Source organism: Cupriavidus sp. CP313, assembly GCF_054072015.1.
This window is the reverse complement of sequence record NZ_JBSVZB010000009.1, coordinates 190,212-213,049: the sequence shown is the minus strand read 5'-3', so window position 1 is coordinate 213,049 and position 22,838 is coordinate 190,212. Positions and strand designations below refer to the sequence as shown.

At 63.9% G+C, this 22,838-nt stretch carries 21 protein-coding genes; 13 read left to right on the top strand and 8 right to left on the bottom strand.

Going from position 1 to position 22,838, the window contains the following annotated elements:
* Positions 1–128 precede the first annotated feature (128 nt).
* Positions 129–809: an Hpt domain-containing protein gene (locus ACW4E8_RS15435; protein WP_456805282.1), complete on the bottom strand. Its 681-nt coding sequence runs from the start codon at positions 807–809 to the stop codon at positions 129–131.
* 39 nt (positions 810–848) lie between these two features.
* Complete coding sequence (locus ACW4E8_RS15430) at positions 849–1,475, bottom strand: response regulator (protein WP_456805281.1); 627 nt, start codon at positions 1,473–1,475, stop codon at positions 849–851.
* 198 nt (positions 1,476–1,673) lie between these two features.
* Here ACW4E8_RS15430 and ACW4E8_RS15425 point away from each other — a divergent pair, with 198 nt between their 5' ends.
* Together ACW4E8_RS15425 and ACW4E8_RS15420 are read left to right on the top strand one after the other, a co-directional pair.
* Positions 1,674–1,829, top strand: a complete 156-nt coding sequence (locus tag ACW4E8_RS15425; protein WP_456805280.1) for a hypothetical protein — start codon at positions 1,674–1,676, stop codon at positions 1,827–1,829.
* A 165-nt stretch (positions 1,830–1,994) separates the two neighbouring features.
* Positions 1,995–4,121 (top strand): ATP-binding protein, encoded by a 2,127-nt coding sequence (locus ACW4E8_RS15420; protein ID WP_456805279.1) that lies wholly within the window; start codon positions 1,995–1,997, stop codon positions 4,119–4,121.
* 42 nt (positions 4,122–4,163) lie between these two features.
* On the opposite strand, the gene ACW4E8_RS15415 is transcribed toward ACW4E8_RS15420, so the two are convergent.
* Positions 4,164–4,637, bottom strand: coding sequence for an Lrp/AsnC family transcriptional regulator (locus ACW4E8_RS15415; protein ID WP_010812428.1), 474 nt, complete (start codon positions 4,635–4,637; stop codon positions 4,164–4,166).
* A 230-nt stretch (positions 4,638–4,867) separates the two neighbouring features.
* On the opposite strand from ACW4E8_RS15415, the gene hppD reads away from it, so the two are divergent.
* The 6 genes from hppD (at position 4,868) to ACW4E8_RS15385 (ending at position 11,993) form a co-directional block, all read left to right on the top strand.
* Positions 4,868–5,947 (top strand): 4-hydroxyphenylpyruvate dioxygenase, encoded by a 1,080-nt coding sequence (gene hppD / locus ACW4E8_RS15410; RefSeq protein ID WP_456805278.1) that lies wholly within the window; start codon positions 4,868–4,870, stop codon positions 5,945–5,947.
* Between the two features lie 185 nt (positions 5,948–6,132).
* Positions 6,133–7,527 carry an amino acid permease gene (locus ACW4E8_RS15405; protein WP_456805277.1) on the top strand — a complete coding sequence of 465 codons (1,395 nt, stop codon included), beginning with the start codon at positions 6,133–6,135 and terminating at the stop codon, positions 7,525–7,527.
* Between the two features lie 109 nt (positions 7,528–7,636).
* Complete coding sequence (locus ACW4E8_RS15400) at positions 7,637–8,833, top strand: amino acid aminotransferase (protein WP_456805276.1); 1,197 nt, start codon at positions 7,637–7,639, stop codon at positions 8,831–8,833.
* Positions 8,834–9,010: 177 nt separating this feature from the next.
* On the top strand, positions 9,011–9,871 hold the full coding sequence (locus ACW4E8_RS15395; protein ID WP_456805275.1) for a MipA/OmpV family protein: 861 nt from the start codon (positions 9,011–9,013) through the stop codon (positions 9,869–9,871).
* A 176-nt stretch (positions 9,872–10,047) separates the two neighbouring features.
* Complete coding sequence (locus tag ACW4E8_RS15390) at positions 10,048–11,049, top strand: Bug family tripartite tricarboxylate transporter substrate binding protein (RefSeq protein ID WP_456805274.1); 1,002 nt, start codon at positions 10,048–10,050, stop codon at positions 11,047–11,049.
* 488 nt (positions 11,050–11,537) lie between these two features.
* A complete protein-coding gene (locus tag ACW4E8_RS15385; RefSeq protein ID WP_454744105.1) occupies positions 11,538–11,993 on the top strand; it encodes a nuclear transport factor 2 family protein in 456 nt (151 codons plus the stop codon).
* An 82-nt stretch (positions 11,994–12,075) separates the two neighbouring features.
* Here ACW4E8_RS15385 and ACW4E8_RS15380 read toward each other — a convergent pair whose 3' ends face one another.
* Together ACW4E8_RS15380 and ACW4E8_RS15375 are read right to left on the bottom strand one after the other, a co-directional pair.
* Positions 12,076–12,870 carry an SDR family NAD(P)-dependent oxidoreductase gene (locus ACW4E8_RS15380; protein WP_456805273.1) on the bottom strand — a complete coding sequence of 265 codons (795 nt, stop codon included), beginning with the start codon at positions 12,868–12,870 and terminating at the stop codon, positions 12,076–12,078.
* Between the two features lie 291 nt (positions 12,871–13,161).
* Positions 13,162–14,304, bottom strand: a complete 1,143-nt coding sequence (locus tag ACW4E8_RS15375; protein WP_456805272.1) for a 3-deoxy-7-phosphoheptulonate synthase — start codon at positions 14,302–14,304, stop codon at positions 13,162–13,164.
* A gap of 755 nt (positions 14,305–15,059) precedes the next feature.
* On the opposite strand from ACW4E8_RS15375, the gene ACW4E8_RS15370 reads away from it, so the two are divergent.
* Positions 15,060–16,496, top strand: coding sequence for a carbohydrate porin (locus ACW4E8_RS15370; protein WP_456805271.1), 1,437 nt, complete (start codon positions 15,060–15,062; stop codon positions 16,494–16,496).
* Positions 16,497–16,743: 247 nt separating this feature from the next.
* Complete coding sequence (locus ACW4E8_RS15365; RefSeq protein WP_456805270.1) at positions 16,744–17,466, top strand: MgtC/SapB family protein; 723 nt, start codon at positions 16,744–16,746, stop codon at positions 17,464–17,466.
* A 207-nt stretch (positions 17,467–17,673) separates the two neighbouring features.
* Here the strand turns inward: ACW4E8_RS15365 and dmeF are convergent, their stop codons facing one another.
* From dmeF to ACW4E8_RS15350, 3 genes are all read right to left on the bottom strand, one after another.
* Positions 17,674–18,648: a CDF family Co(II)/Ni(II) efflux transporter DmeF gene (dmeF, locus tag ACW4E8_RS15360; RefSeq protein ID WP_456805269.1), complete on the bottom strand. Its 975-nt coding sequence runs from the start codon at positions 18,646–18,648 to the stop codon at positions 17,674–17,676.
* Positions 18,649–18,689: 41 nt separating this feature from the next.
* On the bottom strand, positions 18,690–18,965 hold the full coding sequence (locus ACW4E8_RS15355; RefSeq protein WP_456805268.1) for a metal/formaldehyde-sensitive transcriptional repressor: 276 nt from the start codon (positions 18,963–18,965) through the stop codon (positions 18,690–18,692).
* A 318-nt stretch (positions 18,966–19,283) separates the two neighbouring features.
* Entirely contained in the window at positions 19,284–20,435 is a 1,152-nt protein-coding gene (locus ACW4E8_RS15350; RefSeq protein ID WP_456805267.1) for a helix-turn-helix domain-containing protein, read from the bottom strand.
* 56 nt (positions 20,436–20,491) lie between these two features.
* Between ACW4E8_RS15350 and ACW4E8_RS15345 the strand changes: the two genes are divergently transcribed.
* The 3 genes from ACW4E8_RS15345 (at position 20,492) to ACW4E8_RS15335 (ending at position 22,743) form a co-directional block, all read left to right on the top strand.
* Complete coding sequence (locus ACW4E8_RS15345; RefSeq protein ID WP_456805266.1) at positions 20,492–21,313, top strand: alpha/beta fold hydrolase; 822 nt, start codon at positions 20,492–20,494, stop codon at positions 21,311–21,313.
* Positions 21,314–21,357: 44 nt separating this feature from the next.
* Positions 21,358–21,984 carry a cysteine hydrolase family protein gene (locus ACW4E8_RS15340; RefSeq protein ID WP_456805265.1) on the top strand — a complete coding sequence of 209 codons (627 nt, stop codon included), beginning with the start codon at positions 21,358–21,360 and terminating at the stop codon, positions 21,982–21,984.
* Between the two features lie 63 nt (positions 21,985–22,047).
* Complete coding sequence (locus tag ACW4E8_RS15335; protein WP_456805264.1) at positions 22,048–22,743, top strand: dienelactone hydrolase family protein; 696 nt, start codon at positions 22,048–22,050, stop codon at positions 22,741–22,743.
* Positions 22,744–22,838: the final 95 nt, after the last annotated feature.

The window sequence follows — 22,838 nt, the reverse complement described above, 5'->3', positions numbered from 1 at the left end:
ATTAATCGGCGCCATTTATTCCAGGATATTGAAAATCGGCGCCCTGATATATCCGAGCATAATCAACCGACCGCACCGGGCCAATCCGGTGTATTCCCGCACCGGATCTGCCGGCGACCGCCGCGGTCTTATTTTTCCGATGGCAGCGCCACGAGCAGGCTGAGCAGCCGCGCTACCGTCGGCGCCACGATCGCGGCCAGCGCAGCGGCGTTGGCGGCATCGCCGTCGCTGGCGGCATGCTCCAGGCGCTGGGCAAAAGCACGCAAGGCATGGCAGCCGACGTAGTGGGCAGATGACTTGAGCCGGTGGGCGACGCTGCGCACCGTGTCCAGCGCACCGTCCGCGGTGCGCAACTGCGCCAGGTCGGCCTGCGTCGAGGTGACCAGGGCGTGCACCAGTTCAGCGGCAAAGGCGCGGTTGCCGAAGGTCTGCGCCGCGATGGCTGACGCGATGCCCGCGGCCTCGCGGGGGGACAGCGCCAGGTAGCGCTGCTGGGCCAGCATGGCGACGATGGCCGCTTCGGTCACCGGTTCGCGCAGGCAGGCGATCACCGCCTCGTCAGCGCCGGGCACCGGCACCGCAGCGGCCGGCAGCACCACGGCGCAGACCGGGCCGGTGGCACGCCAGGCACGCAACAGGGTGTCGGGGATCTCGGTGGCGGCGCCGGCAATCACCAGGCCGATGTCGGCGGCGGCGTTCGGCGCGGGCGTGTCGGTATGCACATCAAAGCCGAGATCGCGCAGGATCGGGGCAACGCCGGCGACCCAGCGCGTGTCACCGGGCGTGGCAAGCAGCAACGCGCCGGTCATGCGCAGCTTCTCAACGCGAGACGAATGACGGGCACCATGCTAGCCAATCGCGATATGGTGGCGCCGCGCAAAGTCGATGACATCGACAATCGATCTTGCCCCGAGTTTCTCCATGGCCCGGGTCTTGTGCGTGCTGACCGTCTTGTTGGAGATAAACAGGGTTTCGCCGATTTCCTTGTTCGACATGCCCTTGGCAAGCATCTGCATGACCACCAGCTCCTTGTCGGAAAGGCTGGCCAGGCGCGCGGCTTCGTCGGCGTGGCCGGCGTTGTTGCCGTGGTCGATTTCCGGCATCACCGTATAGCCGGCCAGCACGGACTCGGTGCAGCGCACGATCTCGGCCAGATCCTGCGTCTTGCTGACAAAACCATGCGCACCGGCCTGGCGCGCGCGTGGGGCAAACGTGTTCTGGTCCTGGCCGGAAATGACCAGGATGCGCACGGCGGGGTGGCTGGCCTTGAGGCGGGGGATCACGTCCAGCCCGTTGATCTTCGGGATGTCCAGGTCCAGGATCACCACGTCGGGGGTGTACTGCCGCACGAGCTCGATGGCGGCCTGGCCGTTGTCGGCCTCAAGGACATGGGTGATGCCCAGCACCTGGGAAAAGTGCGTCTTTAGCACCACCCGCACGGGCGGGTGGTCGTCGACGATCAGGATTGTGGCCACAACTTGAACTCCATAGCAGGCGCCTCGATGTCCGGGCGCCCGGGCACAACATTTTGCTCAGCATTTGTGCCGGAGGGCACCGGAAATTTCCGAGCGGGGGGCTTGCTTCTTCCGAAAACCCGACCGGGGCTTTGCAAGCCTGGCGCAATGCGGACCATGGCAGTTGCGCAACGCCAATCATAACGCTGCCGCCACGGCATGAAAAACCACGTCGCCGGACACCGGCCGGGGGGGTTCCAAAGGCTTTCGACCTGCCAGCAGCCATCGGGTTTCCCGATGCTGCCGCGTGCGTGTCTGGTTGATGCCGGCGTGCCGGCCCGTGAGATGCTGACCGGGATTGTCTTCGATATGTGACGTGACAGGCGTCAATAGCGCGTGATCCGGAAATTTCACCCTCAATCTCAGATTCGTCTTAATGAGATAACGAGGCTTAGCCCATAGAGTGAAAACAAGCCAGTCACCGCTACGCCAACCGCGCAGCGGTGGCTGCCACGTTTTCACTGTATTTTGGCGCCCCGCTTGTCTATTCGTCCGCCCATCCCTATCGAATCGCCCTCGGCCACCGCTTGCGCGCACCGCTTCACGCGCGCCTGGCGGCTGGCATGTGCCGCCCTGCTGCTCGTCGGCGTATCGGTCTGCGCCGGTACCCAACCGAGGGCAGAGCCCGCGCCAGCGCCCGCCACGGTGCCATCCCTGGCTGGCATGCCTGTCGCCTCGCCCGAGGCACCTGCCCTGCAGCCAGCCCCGCCACCGGGGATCCGCACGCCGGCACTCCGCATCGCCCCACCCCCGCACGCAAAGCCACAGGCGCACTGGCGGGTGCTGGGGTGGACGGCCGGACTGCTCTGCCTGCTGACGCCATGCCTGCTGACATGGATCTTCGTGCTGTATCGCGAGGTGCGCCGGCGCCGGGCCGCGGAGATTGCGCTGAAGGACAACATCGCGATCCAGTCGGCGCTGCTCGACGGCATTCCCCAGCCTGTCTACCTGCGCGATGCCTCGCTGCGGCTCATCACCTGCAACCGCAGCTATGAAGAACTGGTCGGCGCCACGCGCGACACGTTGCGCGGGCAGCCGCTGGACGCGTCGGTCCAGGTGCATCCCATCGCCATCGACATGGCCGAGGTGGCTCGCGACTACCGCAAGGTGATCGAAGACGGCACCCCACTGCACAAGGACCGATGCCTGCGCCTGGGCGGACGCACCCACCACGTGCTGAACTGGCTGACACCGCTGCGCGGCGCCGATGGCACCGTCAAGGGCCTGGCCGGGGGCTGCGTCGACCTGACCGAACGCCACGACATGCTGGCCGAGCTGGCGCACGCCAAGACAGAAGCCGAAGCCGCCAACCGCGCCAAGTCCACCTTCCTGGCCTCGGTCAGCCATGAGATCCGCACCCCGATGAACGCCATCACCGGCATGCTGGAGCTGACCCTGGCGCGCTGCCAGCTGGCCGAGCAGGAACGCCTGCAGCTGGTCACGGCGCACAAGTCGGCGCTGGGCCTGCTGGCGCTGATCGACGACATCCTGGACCTGTCCAAGATGGAGGCCGGCAAGTTCAGCATCCACCCGGCACCCGCTTCGCTGCCCGGGCTGGTCAAGGACACGCTGCTGATCTTCGGACCGGTGGCGGCGCAGAGGGGCCTGCCGCTGACCAGCGGCATCGGCGCCGCCGTCGCGCCGCTGCACCAGGTCGATGCGCTGCGTTTCCGTCAGATCCTGGCCAACCTGGTGTCCAACGCGGTGCGCTTCACCGACAGCGGCACGATCCACGTCAGGCTTGACGCGCTAGCGCCTCGCGACGGGGTGCAGCAGGTCATGCTGACGGTCTCCGACACCGGCATCGGGATTCCCGCCGGGGCGCAGGCGCGGCTGTTTGAACCCTTCGAACAGGTGCATGGCCGCACACGCCCCCAGGCCGGCGGCACCGGGCTGGGGCTGGCAATCTGCCAGCGCCTGGCCAGCGCGATGGGCGGCCAGATCTCGCTGTCCAGCCAGCCGGGCCAGGGCACGCGCGTCATGGTGACGCTGCCGCTGACGCTTGCCGTCGCCAGGGAACTGCCCGAGCCGGTGCCGCCGCCCATGGCGGGCTGCGCACGGCGCCGGGCCAGCATCCTGGTGATCGACGACCATGCGCCCAACCGGCTGCTGCTGCAGCGCCAGCTGGAACACCTGGGCCACCGCGTGAGCACGGCCTGTGATGGCCGCGAAGCGCTGGCCAAGCTGGATGGATCACGCTTCGACGTGATCGTGTGTGACTGCGCCATGCCGGTCATGGATGGCCTGGCATTCGCACGGGCGGTGCGCGCGCGCAAGGATGCGCACAGCGGCGTGCCGGTGATCGGCTGCACGGCGAGCGCCCTCGCGGGGGACCACGCCGCGGCGCTGGCCGCGGGCATGAATGCCGTGATCGTCAAGCCGGTTGGCTTGCAGGCGCTGGATGCGGCGGTGGCACAAGCCAGCGCCAGTGACTACCGGGCGCGCAAGGTGGCCGTGCCAGTGCAGGCCAGCACGCCCGGCAGCCAGGCCGGCACGCGTGACGAGACCGCCCACTGCGGCGTCATGCCCGGCTCGCGGCCGTCATGGTGCGCGGTGTGCCGGGCGATGAACGTGCAGTGCGACCGCCTCGACCAGCCGGAAGACTAAGAACCCGTTTCTGAATGAAAAAGGGGACGCGTTCAAGCCAGCTCAGGCCTCCAGCGGCACCGCGCTGGTGCACTTGATCTCGTCCAGGCATACGCTGGACTTCACGCCGCTGACACCGGGGATACGCATCAGCGTATCGAGCAGGAAGTCAGACAGCGACTTCAGGTCCTTGGCGACCACCTTGAGCACGTAGTCGATATCCCCTGTCACCGAGAAGCATTCCTGGATCTGTGCCAGCTCCGCCACCAGGCGCTTGAAGTTGGACAGGTCGCGGATATGCCCGCGCTCCATCGTCACATGGATAAAGGCCACCACGCCAAAGCCCAGCGCCGCCGCGTCCAGCCGCGCCTCATAGCGCTTGACCAGCCCGGCCTCTTCCAGGCGGCGGTGGCGCCGCAAAGTCTGCGCCGGCGACAGCGCGATGGCCTCTGCCAGTTCCAGGTTGGATGCCCGCCCCTGCTCCTGCAACACCCCCAGCAAGCGGCGATCGGTACGGTCCAGTTCGATCGATTGCACTTTGATTTCCTCATATCAGCGATTCACGCAATCAGATTTCATAATCTAGGGTTTCCCTGCCTGTTTTACGAAATCCAATTTTGCCGTCCGGAATATACACTGCATCTCAAGCAAGCGCACTACAGGCCTGTCCTGCAACAGGTTTCCGCCGAGCCGACTGACACCGGCGCGACCTCGTTACCAAGTGCCGCCGCCACAATATTATTTCCCGCCCCTTTAGTGAGAAAGCCATGGCCGACCTGTTTGACAACCCGATGCAGCTGATGGGCTTCGAATTCGTGGAATTCGCCTCGCCCACCCCCAACGTGCTTGAGCCGCTGTTCGAGCAGATGGGCTTCACGCTGGTGGCAAAGCACCGCTCCAAGGACGTGGTGCTGTACCGCCAGGGCGAAGTGAACTTCATCGTCAACCGCGAGCCGCACAGCTACGCCGCCTACTTTGCCGCCGAGCACGGCCCGAGCGCCTGCGGCATGGCTTTCCGCGTCAAGGATTCGCACAAGGCCTACGCCCGCGCGCTGGAACTGGGCGCCCAGCCGGTCGAGATCCCGACCGGCCCGATGGAGCTGCGCCTGCCTGCAATCAAGGGCATCGGCGGCGCGCCGCTGTACCTGATCGACCGCTTCGAGGAAGGCAAGTCGATCTATGACATCGACTTCGAGTTCATCGAAGGTGTCGACCGCCACCCGGTCGGCCACGGCCTCAAGCTGGTCGACCACCTGACCCACAACGTCTACCGTGGCCGCATGGCTTACTGGGCTAACTTTTACGAAAAGCTGTTCAACTTCCGCGAAATCCGCTACTTCGACATCCAGGGCGAATACACCGGCCTGACCTCCAAGGCCATGACCGCGCCGGATGGTAAAATCCGCATTCCGCTGAACGAGGAATCGTCCAAGGGCGCCGGCCAGATTGAAGAGTTCCTGATGGCCTTCAACGGCGAGGGCATCCAGCACATCGCCTTCCTGACCGACAACCTGATCGAGGTCATCGACCGCCTGCAACTGGCAGGCGTGCCGCTGATGACCGCGCCGAACGACTACTACTACGACGCACTGGACACGCGCCTGCCCGGCCACGGCCAGCCCGTGGAGCAACTGAAGTCGCGCGGCATCCTGCTGGACGGCACCACGGAAGGCGGCAAGCCCCGCCTGCTGCTGCAGATCTTCTCCAAGACCGCGCTCGGCCCTGTGTTCTTCGAGTTTATCCAGCGCAAGGGCGATGACGGCTTCGGCGAAGGCAACTTCAAGGCCCTGTTCGAGTCGCTGGAACGCGACCAGATCGCACGCGGCACGCTTAAGGTCGAGGCCTGACCGGCATCGGCCTTCCCTGACCGGCAGCCCTTGACGGGCACAGCCGGTTCCGGAAACGCGCACACCTCCTTCGCGGCAGTGACCCTGCCGCGCGGGTGGTGACGTCCCCCGGCCCAAGCGTCCGACTCCAAACAGCCAGAGGCGCGGGCCCGCATTCCATGAGAATGGGTAGAGGAAACAACTGAATGCATTCAAGCAGCAATGACGGCACGCTCAAGCGCGGCCTGAAGAACCGGCATATCCAGCTGATCGCGCTGGGTGGCGCCATCGGCACCGGCCTTTTCCTGGGCATCGCCCAGACCATCAAGATGGCGGGCCCCTCGGTCCTGCTGGGCTATGCGATCGCCGGCATCGTGGCGTTCTTCATCATGCGCCAACTGGGCGAGATGGTGGTGGACGAGCCTGTCGCCGGCTCGTTCAGCTACTTCGCCGACAAGTACTGCGGCCACTTCGCGGGCTTCCTGTCGGGCTGGAACTACTGGGTGCTGTACATCCTGGTGAGCATGGCCGAGCTATCGGCCGTTGGCATCTACGTGCAGTACTGGTGGCCTGAGATCCCGACCTGGGTCTCGGCGCTGGCCTTCTTCGTGATCATCAACGTGATCAACCTGTCGAGCGTGAAGTCCTTCGGCGAGATGGAGTTCTGGTTCTCGATCATCAAGGTCGTGGCCATCATCGGCATGATCGGCTTCGGCGGCTACCTGCTGATGTCCGGCAATGCCGGCCCGCAAGCGAGCGTGGCCAACCTGTGGCAGCACGGCGGCTTCTTCCCCAACGGCATGGGCGGCCTGGTGATGGCCATGGCGGTGATCATGTTCTCGTTCGGCGGGCTGGAGCTGGTGGGCATCACCGCGGCCGAGGCGGATTCTCCCGAGAAGACCATCCCCAAGGCCACCAACCAGGTGATCTACCGCATCCTGATCTTCTATGTGGGCGCGCTGGCAGTGCTGCTGTCGCTGTACCCGTGGGAGAACGTGGTCACCGGCGGCAGCCCGTTCGTGCTGATCTTCCACGCGCTGAACAGCAACTGGGTGGCCAACGTGCTGAACGTGGTGGTGTTGACCGCGGCGCTGTCGGTCTACAACAGCGGCGTGTACTGCAACAGCCGCATGCTGTACGGCCTGGCGCAGCAAGGCAACGCCCCCAAGGCGCTGCTCAAGGTCAACCAGCGCGGCATTCCGCTGACGGCACTGGCGTTCTCGGCCGTGGCCACCGCGGCCTGCGTGGTGATCAACTACTTCATGCCCGGCAAGGCCTTTGAGATGCTGATGGGCCTGGTGGTGTCGGCGCTTATCATCAACTGGGCGATGATCAGCCTGATCCACCTGAAGTTCCGCGCCGACAAGCGCCGCGCCGGCCAGGCCACGAAGTTCCAGAGCTGGGGCTATCCGCTCACCAACTACCTGTGCCTGGTGTTCCTGGCCGGCATCCTGGTGGTGATGTACCTGACGCCTGGCCTGCGCCTCTCGGTCTACCTGATCCCGGTGTGGCTGGTGGTGCTCGGCCTGAGCTACCTGGTGCGCCAGAAGAACGCGGCCGCCGCACTGCAAAGCGGCGTGGCCGCCCAGCAACTGCGCTGAAGCGGCAAGGCGGCGCCTGCAGGCTGCGGGCGCCGCCGGTTAGAATCCAGGTTGCGCGACGCCCCCTGCGCCGCGGCAGCTGCCCCCCGACCCAATTCCATCGCATCCCATGTTTGCACACATCGAGGCATTTCCCGGCGATCCGATCCTCTCGCTCAACGAGGACTTCCAGCGCGACCCGCGTACCGAAAAGGTCAACCTGAGCATCGGCATCTACTTTGACGACGAGGGCCGCCTGCCGGTGATGCAGGCCGTGGCCAAGGCCGAAGCCGCGCTGCTGGCCGACATGGGTCCGCGCCCCTACCTGCCGATGTCGGGCCTGGTGGCCTACCGCAACGCGGTGCAGGCGCTGGTGTTCGGCGAAGACTCGCCGGCGCGCGCCGCCGGCCGCATCGCCACGCTGCAGACGCTGGGCGGCTCGGGCGCGCTGCGCGTGGGTGCCGACTTCCTCAAGCGCTACTTCCCGCAGGCGCAGGTGTGGATCAGCGATCCCAGCTGGGAAAACCACCGCGTGGTGTTCGAGCGCGCCGGCTTCACCGTCAATACCTACCCGTACTATGACGACACCACCGGCGGCCTGAAGTTCGACGCGATGATGGACGCGCTGCGCGCCATCCCCGCGGGCAGCATCGTGCTGCTGCACGCCTGCTGCCACAACCCGACCGGCGTGGACCTGAACCAGGACCAGTGGCGCCAGCTGATCGCGCTGCTCAAGGCCAACCAGCTGCTGCCGTTTGTCGACATGGCCTACCAGGGCTTCGGCGCCGGCCTGGAAGACGACGCCTTCGCCATCCGCGAGCTGGTGGCGCAGGACGTGCCCTGCCTGGTGGCCAACTCGTTCTCGAAGAACTTCTCGCTGTACGGCGAGCGCTGCGGCGGCCTGAGCGTGTTCTGCAACACCGCGGGCGAAGCCACCAACGTGCTGGGCCAGCTGACCGGCGCGGTGCGCGCCAACTACAGTAACCCGCCCACGCACGGCGCGCGCGTGGTGGCCAAGGTGCTGACCACGCCCGAGCTGCGCCAGCTGTGGGAAGAAGAACTGGCCCAGATGTGCAACCGCATCGCGCGCATGCGCGAGGCGATCCACCACAACCTGCGCGACCATGTCAGCGGCGAGGCCCTGTCGCGCTACCTGACCCAGCGCGGCATGTTCACCTACACCGGCCTGACCGCCGACCAGGCCGAGCGCCTGCGCGAGCAGCACGGCGTGTACCTGCTGCGCTCGGGCCGCATGTGCGTGGCCGGGTTGAACGAGCGCAATGTGGAAATCGTGGCGAAGGCCATCGGGAATGTGCTGAAGGGCTGAGCCAGTCGTTGATGCATCTGCCCGCCGTTGCGGGCAGTTCGCGGCAAAGCGGCGCCATCTGGCGCCGCTTTTCTTTTGCCCGCACGGGTTGCGCGCGCCGCCATCCAATGAAAAGATGTCGCCCACGGGCCTCGTGCCCGCAACCCGACTGCCCGCCTGGCGGGCGTGGAGGCTGCCGTGACCGAGCTCTACCCCAAGCGTCCGTCGTCGTGCATTGCCCTGCTGCTGGCCGCCGGCGCCGTCCTGGCCCCGGGCCTGGCCAGCGCCCAGACCCCGGCACCGCTGGCGGAATGGCAGTTCTCCGCCGGCATCCCGCTACAGAAGCTGTTTGAAGACACCATCCCCGACTGGCAAGTCCGACTCGGCGCCGCGGCCATGGTGCGGCCGCGCTACGACGGCTCGTCGGAATACATCCTCATCGGCGGGCCCAGCATCGATATCCGCTACCGCGACCTGGCCTTTGCCTCGATCGGCGAAGGGCTGGGCGTGAACCTGCTGCGGGGCAAGAACTGGCGCGCGGGGATCGCGCTGTCCTACAACCTTGGGCGGCGCGCAAAGGAAGATTCGCCGCACCTGGACGGCATGGGCAATATCAACCCGGCGCCGGAAGGCAAGCTGTTCGCGGAATACGCGGTCTCGAAGGAATTCCCGCTGGTGCTGCGCATCGACGCGCGCCGCAGCCTGGGCGGCAGCGACGGCTGGGTCGGCGATATCGGCGCCTATATGCCGCTGCCGGGCAGCTCCGAAAAGTTCTTCTGGTTTGCCGGCCCCACCGTCACGCTGGCGGACTCGCGCTACATGAACGCCTGGTACGGCGTCAGCGACTCGCAGGCCCGCGCCGGACGGCCCGCCTACCATGCGCGCGGCGGCATCAAGTCCTACGGCTTCGGCGTCAGCGCGGTGTGGTATTTCAACAAGCACTGGTTCGCCACCAGCGACATCGCGATCTCGCAGCTGGCCGGCGATGCGGCGGACAGCCCGATCACGCGCAAGTCGACCAACGGGGTCTTCGACCTGTCGATCAACTACGAATTCTGACGCCGATTGCCGTCCGCCCAGTGCGGCTATCGCACAGTGGATGGCCCGCGCCCGCGATTTGGGCGGTACCGCCACGGTTCTTCGAAACTGCGTCCCGCATAATTGGCCGGCCGGAATATCCGGCCGCAGAGTCCCCACCAAGGGGATAGTCGAAGAAGCCAAGGAAGGAGATGTAGTTGAAGTCCAGCATCAAGCATCGCGTATCGCGCAGCGCGCGTTTCGCCGCCATGGCCATTGCCGGCCTGGCCGCCGCTCACACCGCCCCCACAGCCCTCGCCGCCGAAGCATGGCCGGCCAAGCCGATCAAGGTGATCGTGCCTTACACACCGGGCGGCTCCACCGACACCGTCTCGCGCGTCGTGTTCGAAAGAGTCTCGCAACGGCTGGGCCAGCCGATCATCATCGAGAACAAGCCCGGCGCCAACAGCACGCTGGGCGTCGGCGTGGCCGCACGCTCGGCGCCGGATGGCTACACCTTCGTCTCGGTGCTGGCCGCCTACAGCGCGAACATGTCGCTGTATTCGAAGCTCAGCTACAAGCCCACGGACCTGGTGCCGGTGGCGGAAATGGCCGAGCTGCCGCTGTTCCTGTTCTCCAGCAAGAAGCTGCCGGTCAAGACCGTCGCCGAACTGGTCGACTACGGCAAGAAGCACCCCGACACGCTGACCTTTGGTTCCAGCGGCGTCGGCAGCTCCGCGCACCTGACGGGCGAGCGCCTGGCGATGGAATCCAGGCTCAAGCTGACCCACGTGCCGTACAACGGCAGCGCGCCGATCCTGCCCGCGCTGGTGTCCGGCGAAGTCTCGGTCGCCTTCGATCCGCTGCTGGTGCCGATGCCGCATGTGAAGTCGGGCAAGATCAATGTGCTGGCCGTGGCCTCCGCCAAGCGCTGGCCCGGCGAGCCCAACATCCCGACCATGGAAGAAGCAGGTTTCCCCGGCTTCGTGATGAGTTCCTGGACCGGGCTGATGGCGCCTGCCGGCACGCCGCAACCGATCGTCGCACGCATGGCCAAGGAAATCGCCGCGGCCACGCGCAGCCCGGAGGTCACGAAGAAGCTGACGGACCTGGGATTTGTGCCGGTGGGCGGTACATCTGAAGAGTTCCGCAAGCTGATCGAGCGCGATACTACGCGCTACGCGGAGATTGTTAAGGCGGGGAAAATTACGCTGGATTGAGGTTGCAGACCGCGATACAAGCCCGGGTATAAACGTGGCGAGCTACCAGGCTCGCCACGTTTTTTTGGATGGCGACTTCCGGGGTGAACGAAGGTCTCTTGTCGACTGCGGCTCCAACGGTCATCCATGCACACATTCGCTCCGGCAGTTGGTCGGCCATAGCGGACAGACTTTGCAAGCACCTCCTCCGCTTTCTTGTCACCATCGATGCTCCCTGCCGGATTCATGGCTGGACCAGTCGAGGCATCGCAAAGCATCAAGCAAAGCCAGTTCCGCGCAGAGCTGGCATTTTTTTTGAACAGCGGCAAAGGCGAGCTGACATTGTCCAACGAAATTCCCTTGTTACGTGCGAGAGCGTACATACGCCGCTCCATGGCTCCGTCATAGATTGGCCTGGCCGCTCGTTGAGGGGGCCTACGTGACCGTTGACGGAGCAATCCAGGAAATAGCTGCCTCCTCTTCGTAACGCACTCCAAAGGAGCATTCTCATGAGAAAGGCTAATCTCGTCGTGTCGGCGTTGTTCTCTGTATGGCCGCTGGCGGCACCGCTCGCGTTAGCACAAGGCGGTAATGTCGAGCAGCAAATCTCTGCGCTGTCAGATGAGATGATCCAAGCAAACCTGAAAGGCGACACTAACTTCTATCAGAAGTATTACGCCGACGACGCCACAATCGTCCACGGCAACGGCAAGCTGTTCACAAAGGATCAGGACATCGCGGATCTCAAGTCCGGCTCTCTAAAATACGAGTCAATTGACGTCCGGGAGAAAACGATACATGTGTACGGTGATACGGCGGTCGTTCACCTTCTGCTCACCTTCAAAGGGTCGCTCAGCGGACAACCGTTCGGTCCGATCAACCTTCGCAGAACGGTGGTTTGGGTCAACCAGAAAGGAAACTGGAAGGTTGTCGCGTGGCAGGTAACGCGAGCAGAGAGCAAGTAAGCATTTTGCTGGCATTTTCGAACTTACGGGGACCAACGACGCACCATGGCCGAAAAGGGACGCTGCTTCGCTGGTGTAATACTCAATAGGCTCTCGTGAATCCGCCATCGTGCAGCAGGTTCACGCCAGTCATGTGGTCGGAGAAGGGGGATAACAAGACTTCGACCGCCAGGGCGACCTCCTCAGGCCTTCCATACTTTCGCAAGGGGATGTTCAATGTTTCCTCGGCTAACCGTTCAGGGAAGGTCACGCCAGCCTTGGTGGCGCGCAGGCCAATCGATGCCACATAGTCTGGGGTCAGGGTGCCCCCGAGGGAGAGGGTATTGACGTGAATTCCTCGTTCGCCCATCGCGATAGCGAGCGTCTTGGCCTGAGCCAGCCAGGCACAACGCAGGACATTGCTGGTGGCGTAGTTTCCAAGGGCTTGCACTGAGGTGATGGCAGAAATGATGACAATTTTTGCCCGGCGTCCTTGGGAGGGCTCCGGCCGCATTGTGGAGATCGCGCTCTTGAGAAGTTCGAGCGGGCCGATAAAGTTGCTCTGGAACAATTGTCGCCACGTGTCCGCTGGAGGCTGGCAATCGCCCGTGGGCCGCATTTGGGGGGGCATCAATACGACACCGTCGAGAACGGTGCCGTCCGCCGCAAGCTCATGGGAAAAAGATGCGATAGAGGCATCACTGGACATGTCGACGGAGATCCAGCGATATGAAGAGAGGCCCGGCCTCTCCAGCGCCGCGCAGGCGGCTTGCAGCTTGCTAATGTCGCGCGCGGCAAGAATCAGCGAATAGCCTGAGTTCGCCAGCCGTAAGCAGACGGCGCTCCCGATGCCCCCGGTAGCACCCGTCACCAGGACTACCTTGCTTGTCTCGGACATGTCGCTCTCCTTCGGTAGCCTGGTGATATCCAGCCATGCCCACGCAGCACGCCAGACAGGCCGATTGGCAGACATTCTGCAGGACATTCCGAGTTGGACGGGCACGCCCGTCCCCGCCTGTGTCCGTTAGTTATAGTGGACGCGGCGTGTCGCCGGCGGAAGTGCCGCCGCCAGGCTGACGTCGATGGCGGTTCGGAGAGCGCACTGAGACATTGGGGCCGCAGACACCTCCAACCGAGCTGTCAGCTGCTATCCCGGATACTGGAGGCATGAAGCGTCCTGACGCCTTTCCTACGGCTTCGAATCCAGCCCACGGCGCAGATTGACCGCCTCACTAAGCACATCCAGCACTGCCACCGAGTCGTCCCACCCGATGCACGCGTCGGTGATGCTCTGTCCGTATGACAAAGCGGACGGACTGTGCTCGCCTGGGGTGAACTTCTGTGCGCCAGGGAATAGATGGCTCTCGACCATTACCCCGAAGATGGATTCACTGCCGCCGCCGATCTGTTGCGCCACGTCCCGCGCAACATCGACCTGCCGCTGGTGTTGCTTGCTGCTGTTGGCATGGCTGCAATCCACCATCAGCGAGTTGCCGAGCCCGGCCGCTTCCAGTTCCCTGCAGGCGGCCGCCACGGAATCCGCATCGTAGTTCGGGGCCTTGCCGCCACGGAGAATGACGTGGCAGTCCGGGTTGCCCTTGGTATGTACCGTCGCCACCTGCCCGTTCTTGTGCACTCCCAGGAAGTGATGTGGACGCGATGCGGCCTGGATAGCGTCGATGGCAATCTTGATGTTGCCGTCAGTGCCATTCTTGAAGCCAATCGGTGCTGAAATGCCCGAAGCCAGCTCGCGGTGCACCTGGCTCTCGGTGGTGCGGGCACCAATCGCGCCCCAGCAGATCAGGTCGCCAATGTACTGGGGCGAGATCACGTCCAGGAACTCACCGGCCGCCGGCAATCCGAGGCGATTGATATCAACCAGCAGGCTGCGCGCAATGCGCAGGCCCTCGTCGATGCGATAGCTCTCGTCCAGATAGGGGTCGTTGATCAGCCCTTTCCAGCCCACCGTGGTACGCGGCTTCTCAAAGTACACACGCATCACGATCTCCAGGGACCCGGCGTAGCGCTGCCGCTGCTCCATCAACCGCCGTGCGTACTCAAGTGCCGCCTGCGGGTCATGGATCGAGCAAGGTCCCATGATCACAAGCAGTCGGTCATCCTTGCCGCGCAGAATGCGCGAGATGCGCTGGCGCGTCTGGTTGACCAGGGATTCGACAGGCGTGCCCCGGATGGGGAAGAAACGGATCAGGTGTTCAGGCGGAGGCAGCGGAATGATGTCTTCGACGCGGGCGTCGTCAGTCACGCTGGTGCGGTCCGGCGGCGCCTGCCAACCCTCGGCAATGGTCAACGGGGATTTTTGTGGATCATTCATGGCTAGCTCCTGGAGAACTGGGACAGGAAGACCGCCGGCGGGTGCCAGTCAGGCGCAGCAGCGGAATCCGGGCAATATGTCGTTGCGATGCGGCAGGTAGCGACGGCGACGGATCCTGAGGGACGGCCCAGGCGCGCTGGTGCGCGTCAGCAAACGCCGCATCCAGCCAGGACTTGGCTATTCCCACCCCCTCAGCCCTTATCGTCATGCATCCTCCCGAGGCCACTGTCGTGATTATCGGCCCGGCGCTGCGCAAAGCCAACCATGGCGATTGGCAAACCAGCCAATCAGCGGTCCCGGTGTTTTGGGGGAACTTCGACGTCAGGCCGCCTGCCGCTGACTTGATCCGCCTCCAGTTGCCCTTTCCTTTGACGGTTCAGCCGACGAACCCCACGTGTCGCAGAAAAACCGCAGCCGCCTCCGCGGGGCTCCGAAAAATCCATTGCGGCCCCATGAAACATTTTGGTAAGCTGCGCCCGGTCATCACTAAGGGTTCTCCCCATGGACTGTTGTTCTAGTCGGCGATACGCCGATCTCTGAACGGCTAGTCAGTCAAGGCGACATCTCGCCACTGCCTAGCCGTTACCGGCGGGTAGTGGCAACCATGCAGGTTCTCTGCGTGACCACCTCCCGATTTTTTGTTTGCGACCTGTACTGAGAAGGCAGCCGCGGGCGACGTTCGCTCTCGTTCTTTGGCCTTCGCGAGCAGTCGCCCCGAGCCTACACGCGCCATAGAAGCGCGTGAGGGAGGTCTCATGTCGTTCATTACCTGTTTTCAGTTTGCCTTCTCCGCCCTCACCTTTTTGAAGGGCATCCATTGGTCGCACCGAACGCTCGCGGCGCTGACCCTGGCGCTGCTTGGCATTGGCCTCGCACCGGCGCATGCCCAGGACGCCGGTGAAAGCCAGCCGGCTCCCCGCGCTGCCTCCGGCAATGCGGCGTCGGATCCGATGGAGGACCGCTTTGCCTTCCACGGGCAGGCCACCTACATCTGGCAGCGCAAGCCATCGTTTGGCGCGGCCTATTCGGGCGAGCACAGCCTCGGCACGGAACGGGCCAAGAGCTATTCGTTCACCAGCACGCTCGATCTGGGCCTGCGCCTGTGGCAAGGGGCGGAGTTCCACTTCAACCCTGAAGTCTCGCAGAGCGTGCCCTTCTCCGGCCTGCACGGTCTGGGAGGCCTGACCAACGGAGAACTGGCCAAGTCGTCGGGCACCAATCCCACGTTCTACCGGGCCCGGGCCTTTGTCCGCCAGACGTGGGGCCTGGGTGGCGGCGAGGAGAAGCTCGATGCCGACTTCAACCAGTTCGCGCGAACCGTCGACAAGCAGCGCGTCGTGCTGACCGCCGGCAACTTCGGCGTGCTCGACGTCTTCGACCTGAACCCCTATGGCTCCGACCCGCGCACGCAGTTCCTGAACTGGTCATCGCTGACGCATGGCTCGTTCGACTATCCCGCCGATGCGCGGGGCTACAACTGGGGCGTGTCCCTGGAGTACGTTGGAGATGGCTGGTCGGCGCGCTTTGGCCATTTCCTGCAACCGCTGGAATCCAACGGGCTGAAGCTCGACACACGGATGTTTGAGCACTACGGCGACACCCTCGAGCTGGAAAAGCGCTATAACCTGGCTGGCCGTCCCGGTGCGGCGCGCCTGCTGCTCTGGCGCAATAAAGCGAAGATGGGCAAGTTCAGCGATGCCATCGCATTCGGGCAGGCCAACAACGTGACGCCCGACGTTGCCGACGTGCGCGCAGAACATGCCAAGGTGGGCGTGGGCATTACGTTGCTGCAGGAGGTCAATGATTCGCTGGGCGTGTTCTTCCGCGCCAATATGTCGGACGACAAGACGGAAACCTACGCTTTTACCGAGATCGGCAAGCAGATCGCCGGCGGCGGCACGCTGAAAGGCACGTCCTGGGGGCGGCCCAATGACGAACTCGGGGTGGCGATGGCCGTCAACATGCTGCGATCACCGCACCGGGACTACCTGGCAGCCGGCGGTCTGGGAGCGTTCCTCGGCGATGGTGCGCTGCGCTATGGGCCGGAACAAGTGCTCGAGGTCTATTACAGCCTGGCGTTGCTGAAGTACTTCAGCGTCAGCCCGAATTTCCAGTACATCCGCAACCCCGGCTACAACCGGGATCGGGGGCCGGCCAAATTCTATGGCGTTCGGTTCCACGCCGAGTTCTGAGGCGCAGAGCGGTAACTTCCCGGTGAACAGGAGGGACCATTATGGACGACGACCCTAGTAGCTGCGCTGCGCCTGCCAACTAGCTGACTAAGCAGACGCTGGAGGCGATCATTGAATGGGGGCGTTATGCGGAGATCTTCTCGTACGATGACCATACGGAGCGGTTTTCGCTTGAAAGCTAATGCAACCTGGCTGCCCTCAAGCTGACGCTGCTTACCTTGAACCCGACTCTGACCACGAGTGAGACATGACCATTGAAGCTATCCAAAACATCAATCTGGATTCGCTCGTCGATACCAGCATCAGCGTGGCCGCGGCATTCGTGCTGGGTGCGGTAATCGGTTACGAACGACAGTACCGCCAACGTACCGCTGGCCTGCGCACCAATGTGCTGGTGGCGGTCGGCGCGGCCATTTTCGTGGATATGGCCAACCGGCTGGCAGGGCACGATGGTGCCGTGCGCGTCGTCGCCTACGTGGTCTCGGGAATCGGCTTCCTTGGCGCCGGCGTGATCATGCGGGAAGAAGGAAACGTGCGCGGCCTCAACACCGCTGCCACCTTGTGGGGCTCGGCAGCCATAGGCGCGTGTGCCGGCGCGGACCTGCTTCTGGAGGCTACGGTCGGCTGCCTGTTCGTGCTGGCTGCCAATACGCTGCTGCGCCCCGTGGTCGACCGCATCAACCGTCAGCCCATCGATACTCCCGCCGTGGAGGTCACCAATACCGTCTATGTCATCGCACCCCGGGAGCGCCAGAAGGAGGCAATGCGCTTGTTGGATGAGGTCCTGGAGGACAGCCATCATCCCACCCGCGACCTGGTGGTTCACGCCTTTGGTACCGACGACGTGGAGATCGAGGCCGTGCTGATGGCGACCTCGGTCGACGGGGAAAAGCTCGATCACGTTGTGGCGCTACTAGCAGAGTCCAGTGCTGTCAGTCAGGCGTTCTGGAGCCCCAGCACCACTGAGTGAATTGCTGCGGTACGACCTTTGCTTTGCCGGAGCGCATCCGCAACCCTTGTCGGACGATCGGCTATGCTGGATTGAACGGCCGCTAGCCACGTTGGCGCGGTCGTTCAACCCAGCGCTGGCAACCGCAAAGCTTGGCAAGGTGCCCTAGCATTGCCTCGGACAATGGGTGCACTAGTGCGATGGCTTCTACAGCGGCTCGCAGCTCAGTCAGTCCGCGCAGCGATGGATTTCGACAGTCACGTGCACGATCTCTTCATGGATGCGCAACGCGTTCCTGATCTGTGCAGCCGACAATGTGGCGTCGTGCGTGACCAGGCTGATCGCACAGGAAAATTTCTCTTTGCCGACTCGCCAAACGTGAAGATCCGCGACCTGCGTTCCTTCTGGCCCCACATTGAATTCTTCAAGAACCTCCCGAATTTCCTCCACGACAGGGTGATCCATTTCACGGTCGAGTAGCACAACGCCGGTCTGTCGTAGCAAGCCGAATGCCCAGATCCCGACCAGCACCGCACCAACAATGCCCATGACCGGGTCAAGCCAACTCCAGCCCAGGAACCAGCCGCCTGCGAGTGCGAGGATGGCGAGCACGGAGGTTGCCGCATCGGCGAGCACGTGGATGTAGGCCGAGCGCAGGTTCAGATCATGATGCGCGTGCCCGGCCTCAGGTTTGTGATGCGTGCCATGGTCGTGACCATGATGGTTGCCGTGGTCATGACCGTGGTCGTGGGCGCCGCCAAGGATCAAAGCGCAGGCGAGATTGACAACCAAGCCAATGACCGTAACGGCCATGGCCTCCTTGTAGTGGATAGCCTGCGGACTGATCATGCGCTCAACGGAGCCGAACACCATCAACGCTGCAATTCCCAGGAGAAAGATTGCACTTGCAAATCCGGCAAGCACTTCGATCTTCCAGGTGCCGAAGGTGAAGCGCGTGTCATTAGCGTATCGGCGGGCTGCGGCATAGGCAAACGCGCTAAGTCCGATCGCGAGTGCGTGTGAACTCATGTGCCATCCGTCCGCGAGCAGCGCCATCGAGTTGAACCACATGCCCGCGGCAATTTCCACAAACATCGTGACGGCAGTAATCACCATGACGAGGCGCGTTCCGCGCTCCGCCGCATCATTGCCGGAATCAAAGACGTGAGTGTGCGTCCAGGGAGAGAGATCTTGAGTGTGCATGATGAAAACGGAAGTTCGTGCCGGAAGTTCGGCGCTCGCGGTTACTTGAAGTAGCTCCGAACCACTTCGATGAGTTGTTCCCGGGCATTGGCCTCGCCGCTCTCGCTTGGCTCGGCATCGGCCAGGTGCGTGCGAATGTGCTCTTCCAGAACGACCGTCAGAAGGCCGTTCATGGCACCGCGGCAGCTCGTGATCTGCTGCAACACGTCCATACATCCCTTTTCGTCTTCCAAGGCGCGCTCGATGGCATCGATTTGCCCGCGTATGCGACGGACGCGATTGAGCAGCTTTTGCTTGTCGTGAATGGTGTGGCTCATGGCGCAGATCAAAATATAGTATAGGGGGGTATACTATCCGAACTTGTCGTGCCAGTCCGGCATCGTTCGCCGAGAGGAACTTGGATGTCCGGTGCCAGCCTCACTTCGGACGCTCGATACTTCGCTGCCGGATGGCCGGAACTGGCCGAATCCGGTCAACAAATATGGGATCGGCGGCGCTTCGTGTCCCCACCGAGCCTCCAGACGCGAGGGCTTGACCCATCTGGTGCGCGCTACCACCGCGATCCGGCCATCCAGTGGTTACGCACGCAAGTCTTCGAGCTGTTCTTCGAGTAGGCGCCCAGGCCGGGCATCGGCCTAGCGTGGCGCCTGCATGCCGAGATGCGACGCGCGCAGCGTCTGGCTGGGCAGCACGCCGAACAGCCGGCGGTACTGCATGGCGAAGCGGCCAATGTCCCAGACCCCGAAGCGCATGCAGATGCTCGTGACCGTCTCGCCTGCCTTGGCATGCAACAGCGCCTGGCGCGCGTGGTGCAAGCGGTGGAGCACCAGATACCGGTGGGGGCTGATGCCGACGTACCGGTTGAACACGTTGCGAATGGTACGTTCCGAGGCACCGGTGGCTGCGCAAAGGTCTTCAAGCAGGATGGGCGTGTGCCGCGCCGCTGCCAGCAAATCCATGGCCTGGCTCAGGATGCGACGGTGATTCTGGTGCCTGGCAGTGTCGGTGCTGTGCGCGGCCAGCGGCAGCAGGGTGTTGAACGCGAGCCGGAGGAGTTCGCTGCGCGCGGTCTGCTCGCCAGCCGGGTGATGCAGCTGGGTAGACTGGCAATCATCGATGAAGAGCAGGCGCCGGGTCAGCGCAAGCAAGGCGCCCAGGCTTGGACCGCCGGTCAAGACAAGATTGCGGGCGAGAAATGACAAGTCGGCATTGTCGGCGTGTGCCGCCATCCACCGGCAGACGAGCTCGCATGACATGGAGATTGTCATCCAGCTTGCCGGGCGGCTGGCGTCGATATGGAACATGCGGTCCGGCGCCATCCAGCCGATTGCGTGGCGGTCGAACCGGCGCCCGTCGACCACCGTGCATTCATGTCCGCTCAGCGGCAGGAACAGGTTGAAGCATCCCGGCATGCCTGCGCCACTGTAGATCGTCGCGGCGCCTTCCTGTCCGGCCATCAAGGCAACGCCATTCAGTTCGAGCACACGCAGGCGCCAGTCCCGTCGCTGCGCCGAGCGCAGCATGTACCTGCCGTTTACGCCATACAGTGACGCTTCGAATTCATCGAACTGCGCATAGCTGGCCTTGCTCATCGTCACCCTCTTGCGCTCAAGTGGATTGGAGTGCCCCTGCGGCGGGATAGCTGACACCTGGCGCAGGCTCGGCAAGGCGCAATCCGATTTGCCGATTTTACGTAGCGTCTGGCCAGAGTCCAGGAGAATAATGACCGTCACCGCGATGGTTCCCGACCGTGAAGCAGGCTGCCATGCCGCCAGCGACGATCGCACACGTCGGGTCCTCGAGCCGCCGCGGGCTTTCCAATCCCCTTCAGACGGAGCAAGCCATGGGAACGATTACAACCAGGGACGGGACCGAGATCTACTTCAAGGACTGGGGCGCGGGGCAACCGATCGTCTTTCATCATGGCTGGCCGCTGAGCGCCGACGACTGGGATGCCCAGCTTCACTTCTTCCTGGCCAGGGGGTTCCGGGTCATTGCGCACGATCGCCGCGGCCACGGCCGCTCCACGCAGACCGCCACCGGCAATGAGATGGACACCTACGCCGCCGACGTGGCCGCGCTCGTTGCGCACCTGGATCTGAAGGACGCTGTCCATGTCGGCCACTCGACTGGCGGCGGTGAAGTGGCGCGCTATGTCGCGAAGCATGGCGCCGGGCGCGTGGCCAAGGCGGTCCTGATCGGTGCCGTACCGCCGATCATGGTCAAGACGGACGCCAATCCGGGGGGCTTGCCGATGGAGGTGTTTGACGGCTTCCGCGAGCGGGTAGCCACCGACCGCGCCCAGTTCTACAAGGAAGTGCCGGTGCCCTTCTATGGCTACAACCGCGACGGCGCGAAGGTCTCGGAAGGCGTGAAGGACAACTGGTGGCGACAGGGCATGATGGGCGGGGTCAAGGCCCAATACGATTGCATCAAGGCGTTCTCGGAAACTGACTTCACCGAAGACCTGAAGGCGATCGACGTGCCGGTGCTGGTCATGCACGGCGACGACGACCAGATCGTGCCCATCGGGGCCTCGGCCCTGTTGAGCGCGGAGCTGCTGCGCAACGGCACCCTGAAGGTCTACAAGGGCCTGGCGCATGGCATGTGCACGACCCATCCGGATCTCATCAACAACGATCTGCTGGCGTTCGTGCAACGCTGACCAGTGTCGCAACGGCACGATTGCCAGTGCCAGGGAGGACGATCATGACAGGACCCGCCTACACCAGCGAGTCCACCGGGCTTCTGCTGGTGGATCCGTACAACGATTTCCTGAGCGAGGGCGGCAAGCTGAACGGCCTGGCCAAGCCGGTGGCGGACAAACTCGGGACGCTGGCAAATCTGCGTGCGGTGACCAGCGCGGCGCGTTCAAGCGGCATACAGGTGTTCTATGTGCCCCACCATCGCGCCCGCCCGGACGAGCATCTCGGCTGGCAGCACGCTAGCCCCTACCAGGTCGGTGCCAGCCGCGCGCAGGTCTTTGCCGAAGGCACCTGGGGCGGGGAATGGCATCCTGATTTCCGCCCCATGGGCGGCGACGTGATTGTCCATGAGCACTGGGGCGGCAGCGGCTTCGCTAACACGGACCTGGATTTCCAGCTCAAGCAGCACGGCATCCGGCAGGTCATCCTGGTGGGCTTGCTGGCGAACACCTGCATCGAAGCCACGGGGCGGTTCGCGGCGGAACTTGGCTACCATGTGACCCTGGTGCGGGACGCAACCGCGGCATTCTCGCCGGAAGCCTTGCATGCCGCGCATGAGATCAACGGGCCCACGTTCGCGCATGCCATCCTGACCACCGCCGAATTGCTCGCCGCGCTGGGTGCGCGCTGACGGGGAATTGCGCTACATTGACGGCTGCCCGCATGGGCACCCCCCCGCATAACAGGAGGCATCATGGGCGAGTACACATCGATCGACGTTCCGGACGGCAACTTCCGGGCCTACCTTGCCAGGCCGACATCAGCGGCAAGCGGCAAGGCCATTGTGGTGATCCAGGAGATCTTCGGCATCAACGATGACATGCGCGCCACCTGCGATCATTTCGCGCAACAGGGCTTCACCGCCATCTGCCCGGATCTCTACTGGCGTCAGGAGCCGAACGTCGAACTCACCGACAAGAGCGATGCGGAATGGCAGAAGGCCCTGGCACTCTACCAGGCCTTCGATGTCGATGCGGGCGTGGGCGACCTGGATGCGACCATCCAGTTCACGCGGCGGCTGGACGGCATTACCGGCGGCGTGGGCACGGTCGGCTACTGCCTTGGCGGACTGCTGGCATTCCTGACCGCAGTCCGCACCAATGCCGAAGCGGCTGTCTCCTACTACGGTGTCGGCATCGACAAGCATCTCGGCGAGGCCGCGACATTCACCACGCCGCTGCTGATGCATATCGCCGAGGAAGATGAATTCGTGCCGCCGGAAGCGCGGGCGCGGATCGTCGCGGCGCTGTCGGACAAGTCCAATGTCGAGATACACACGTATCCCGGCTGCATGCACGCTTTCGCGCGAAACCAGGGCGTCCACTACGTCGCCGACGCCGCCGAGCGGGCCAATGCCCGGACGCTTTCGTTCTTCCAGGCTATGCCATAGCCTGCGCCGCAACCACGCTCCGCCCGGCGGGACCGGGCACGGCGCTTAGCCGAAGTCGAGCCAGTCCTGCCGCCGTCGATCCTACCGAGTAGACG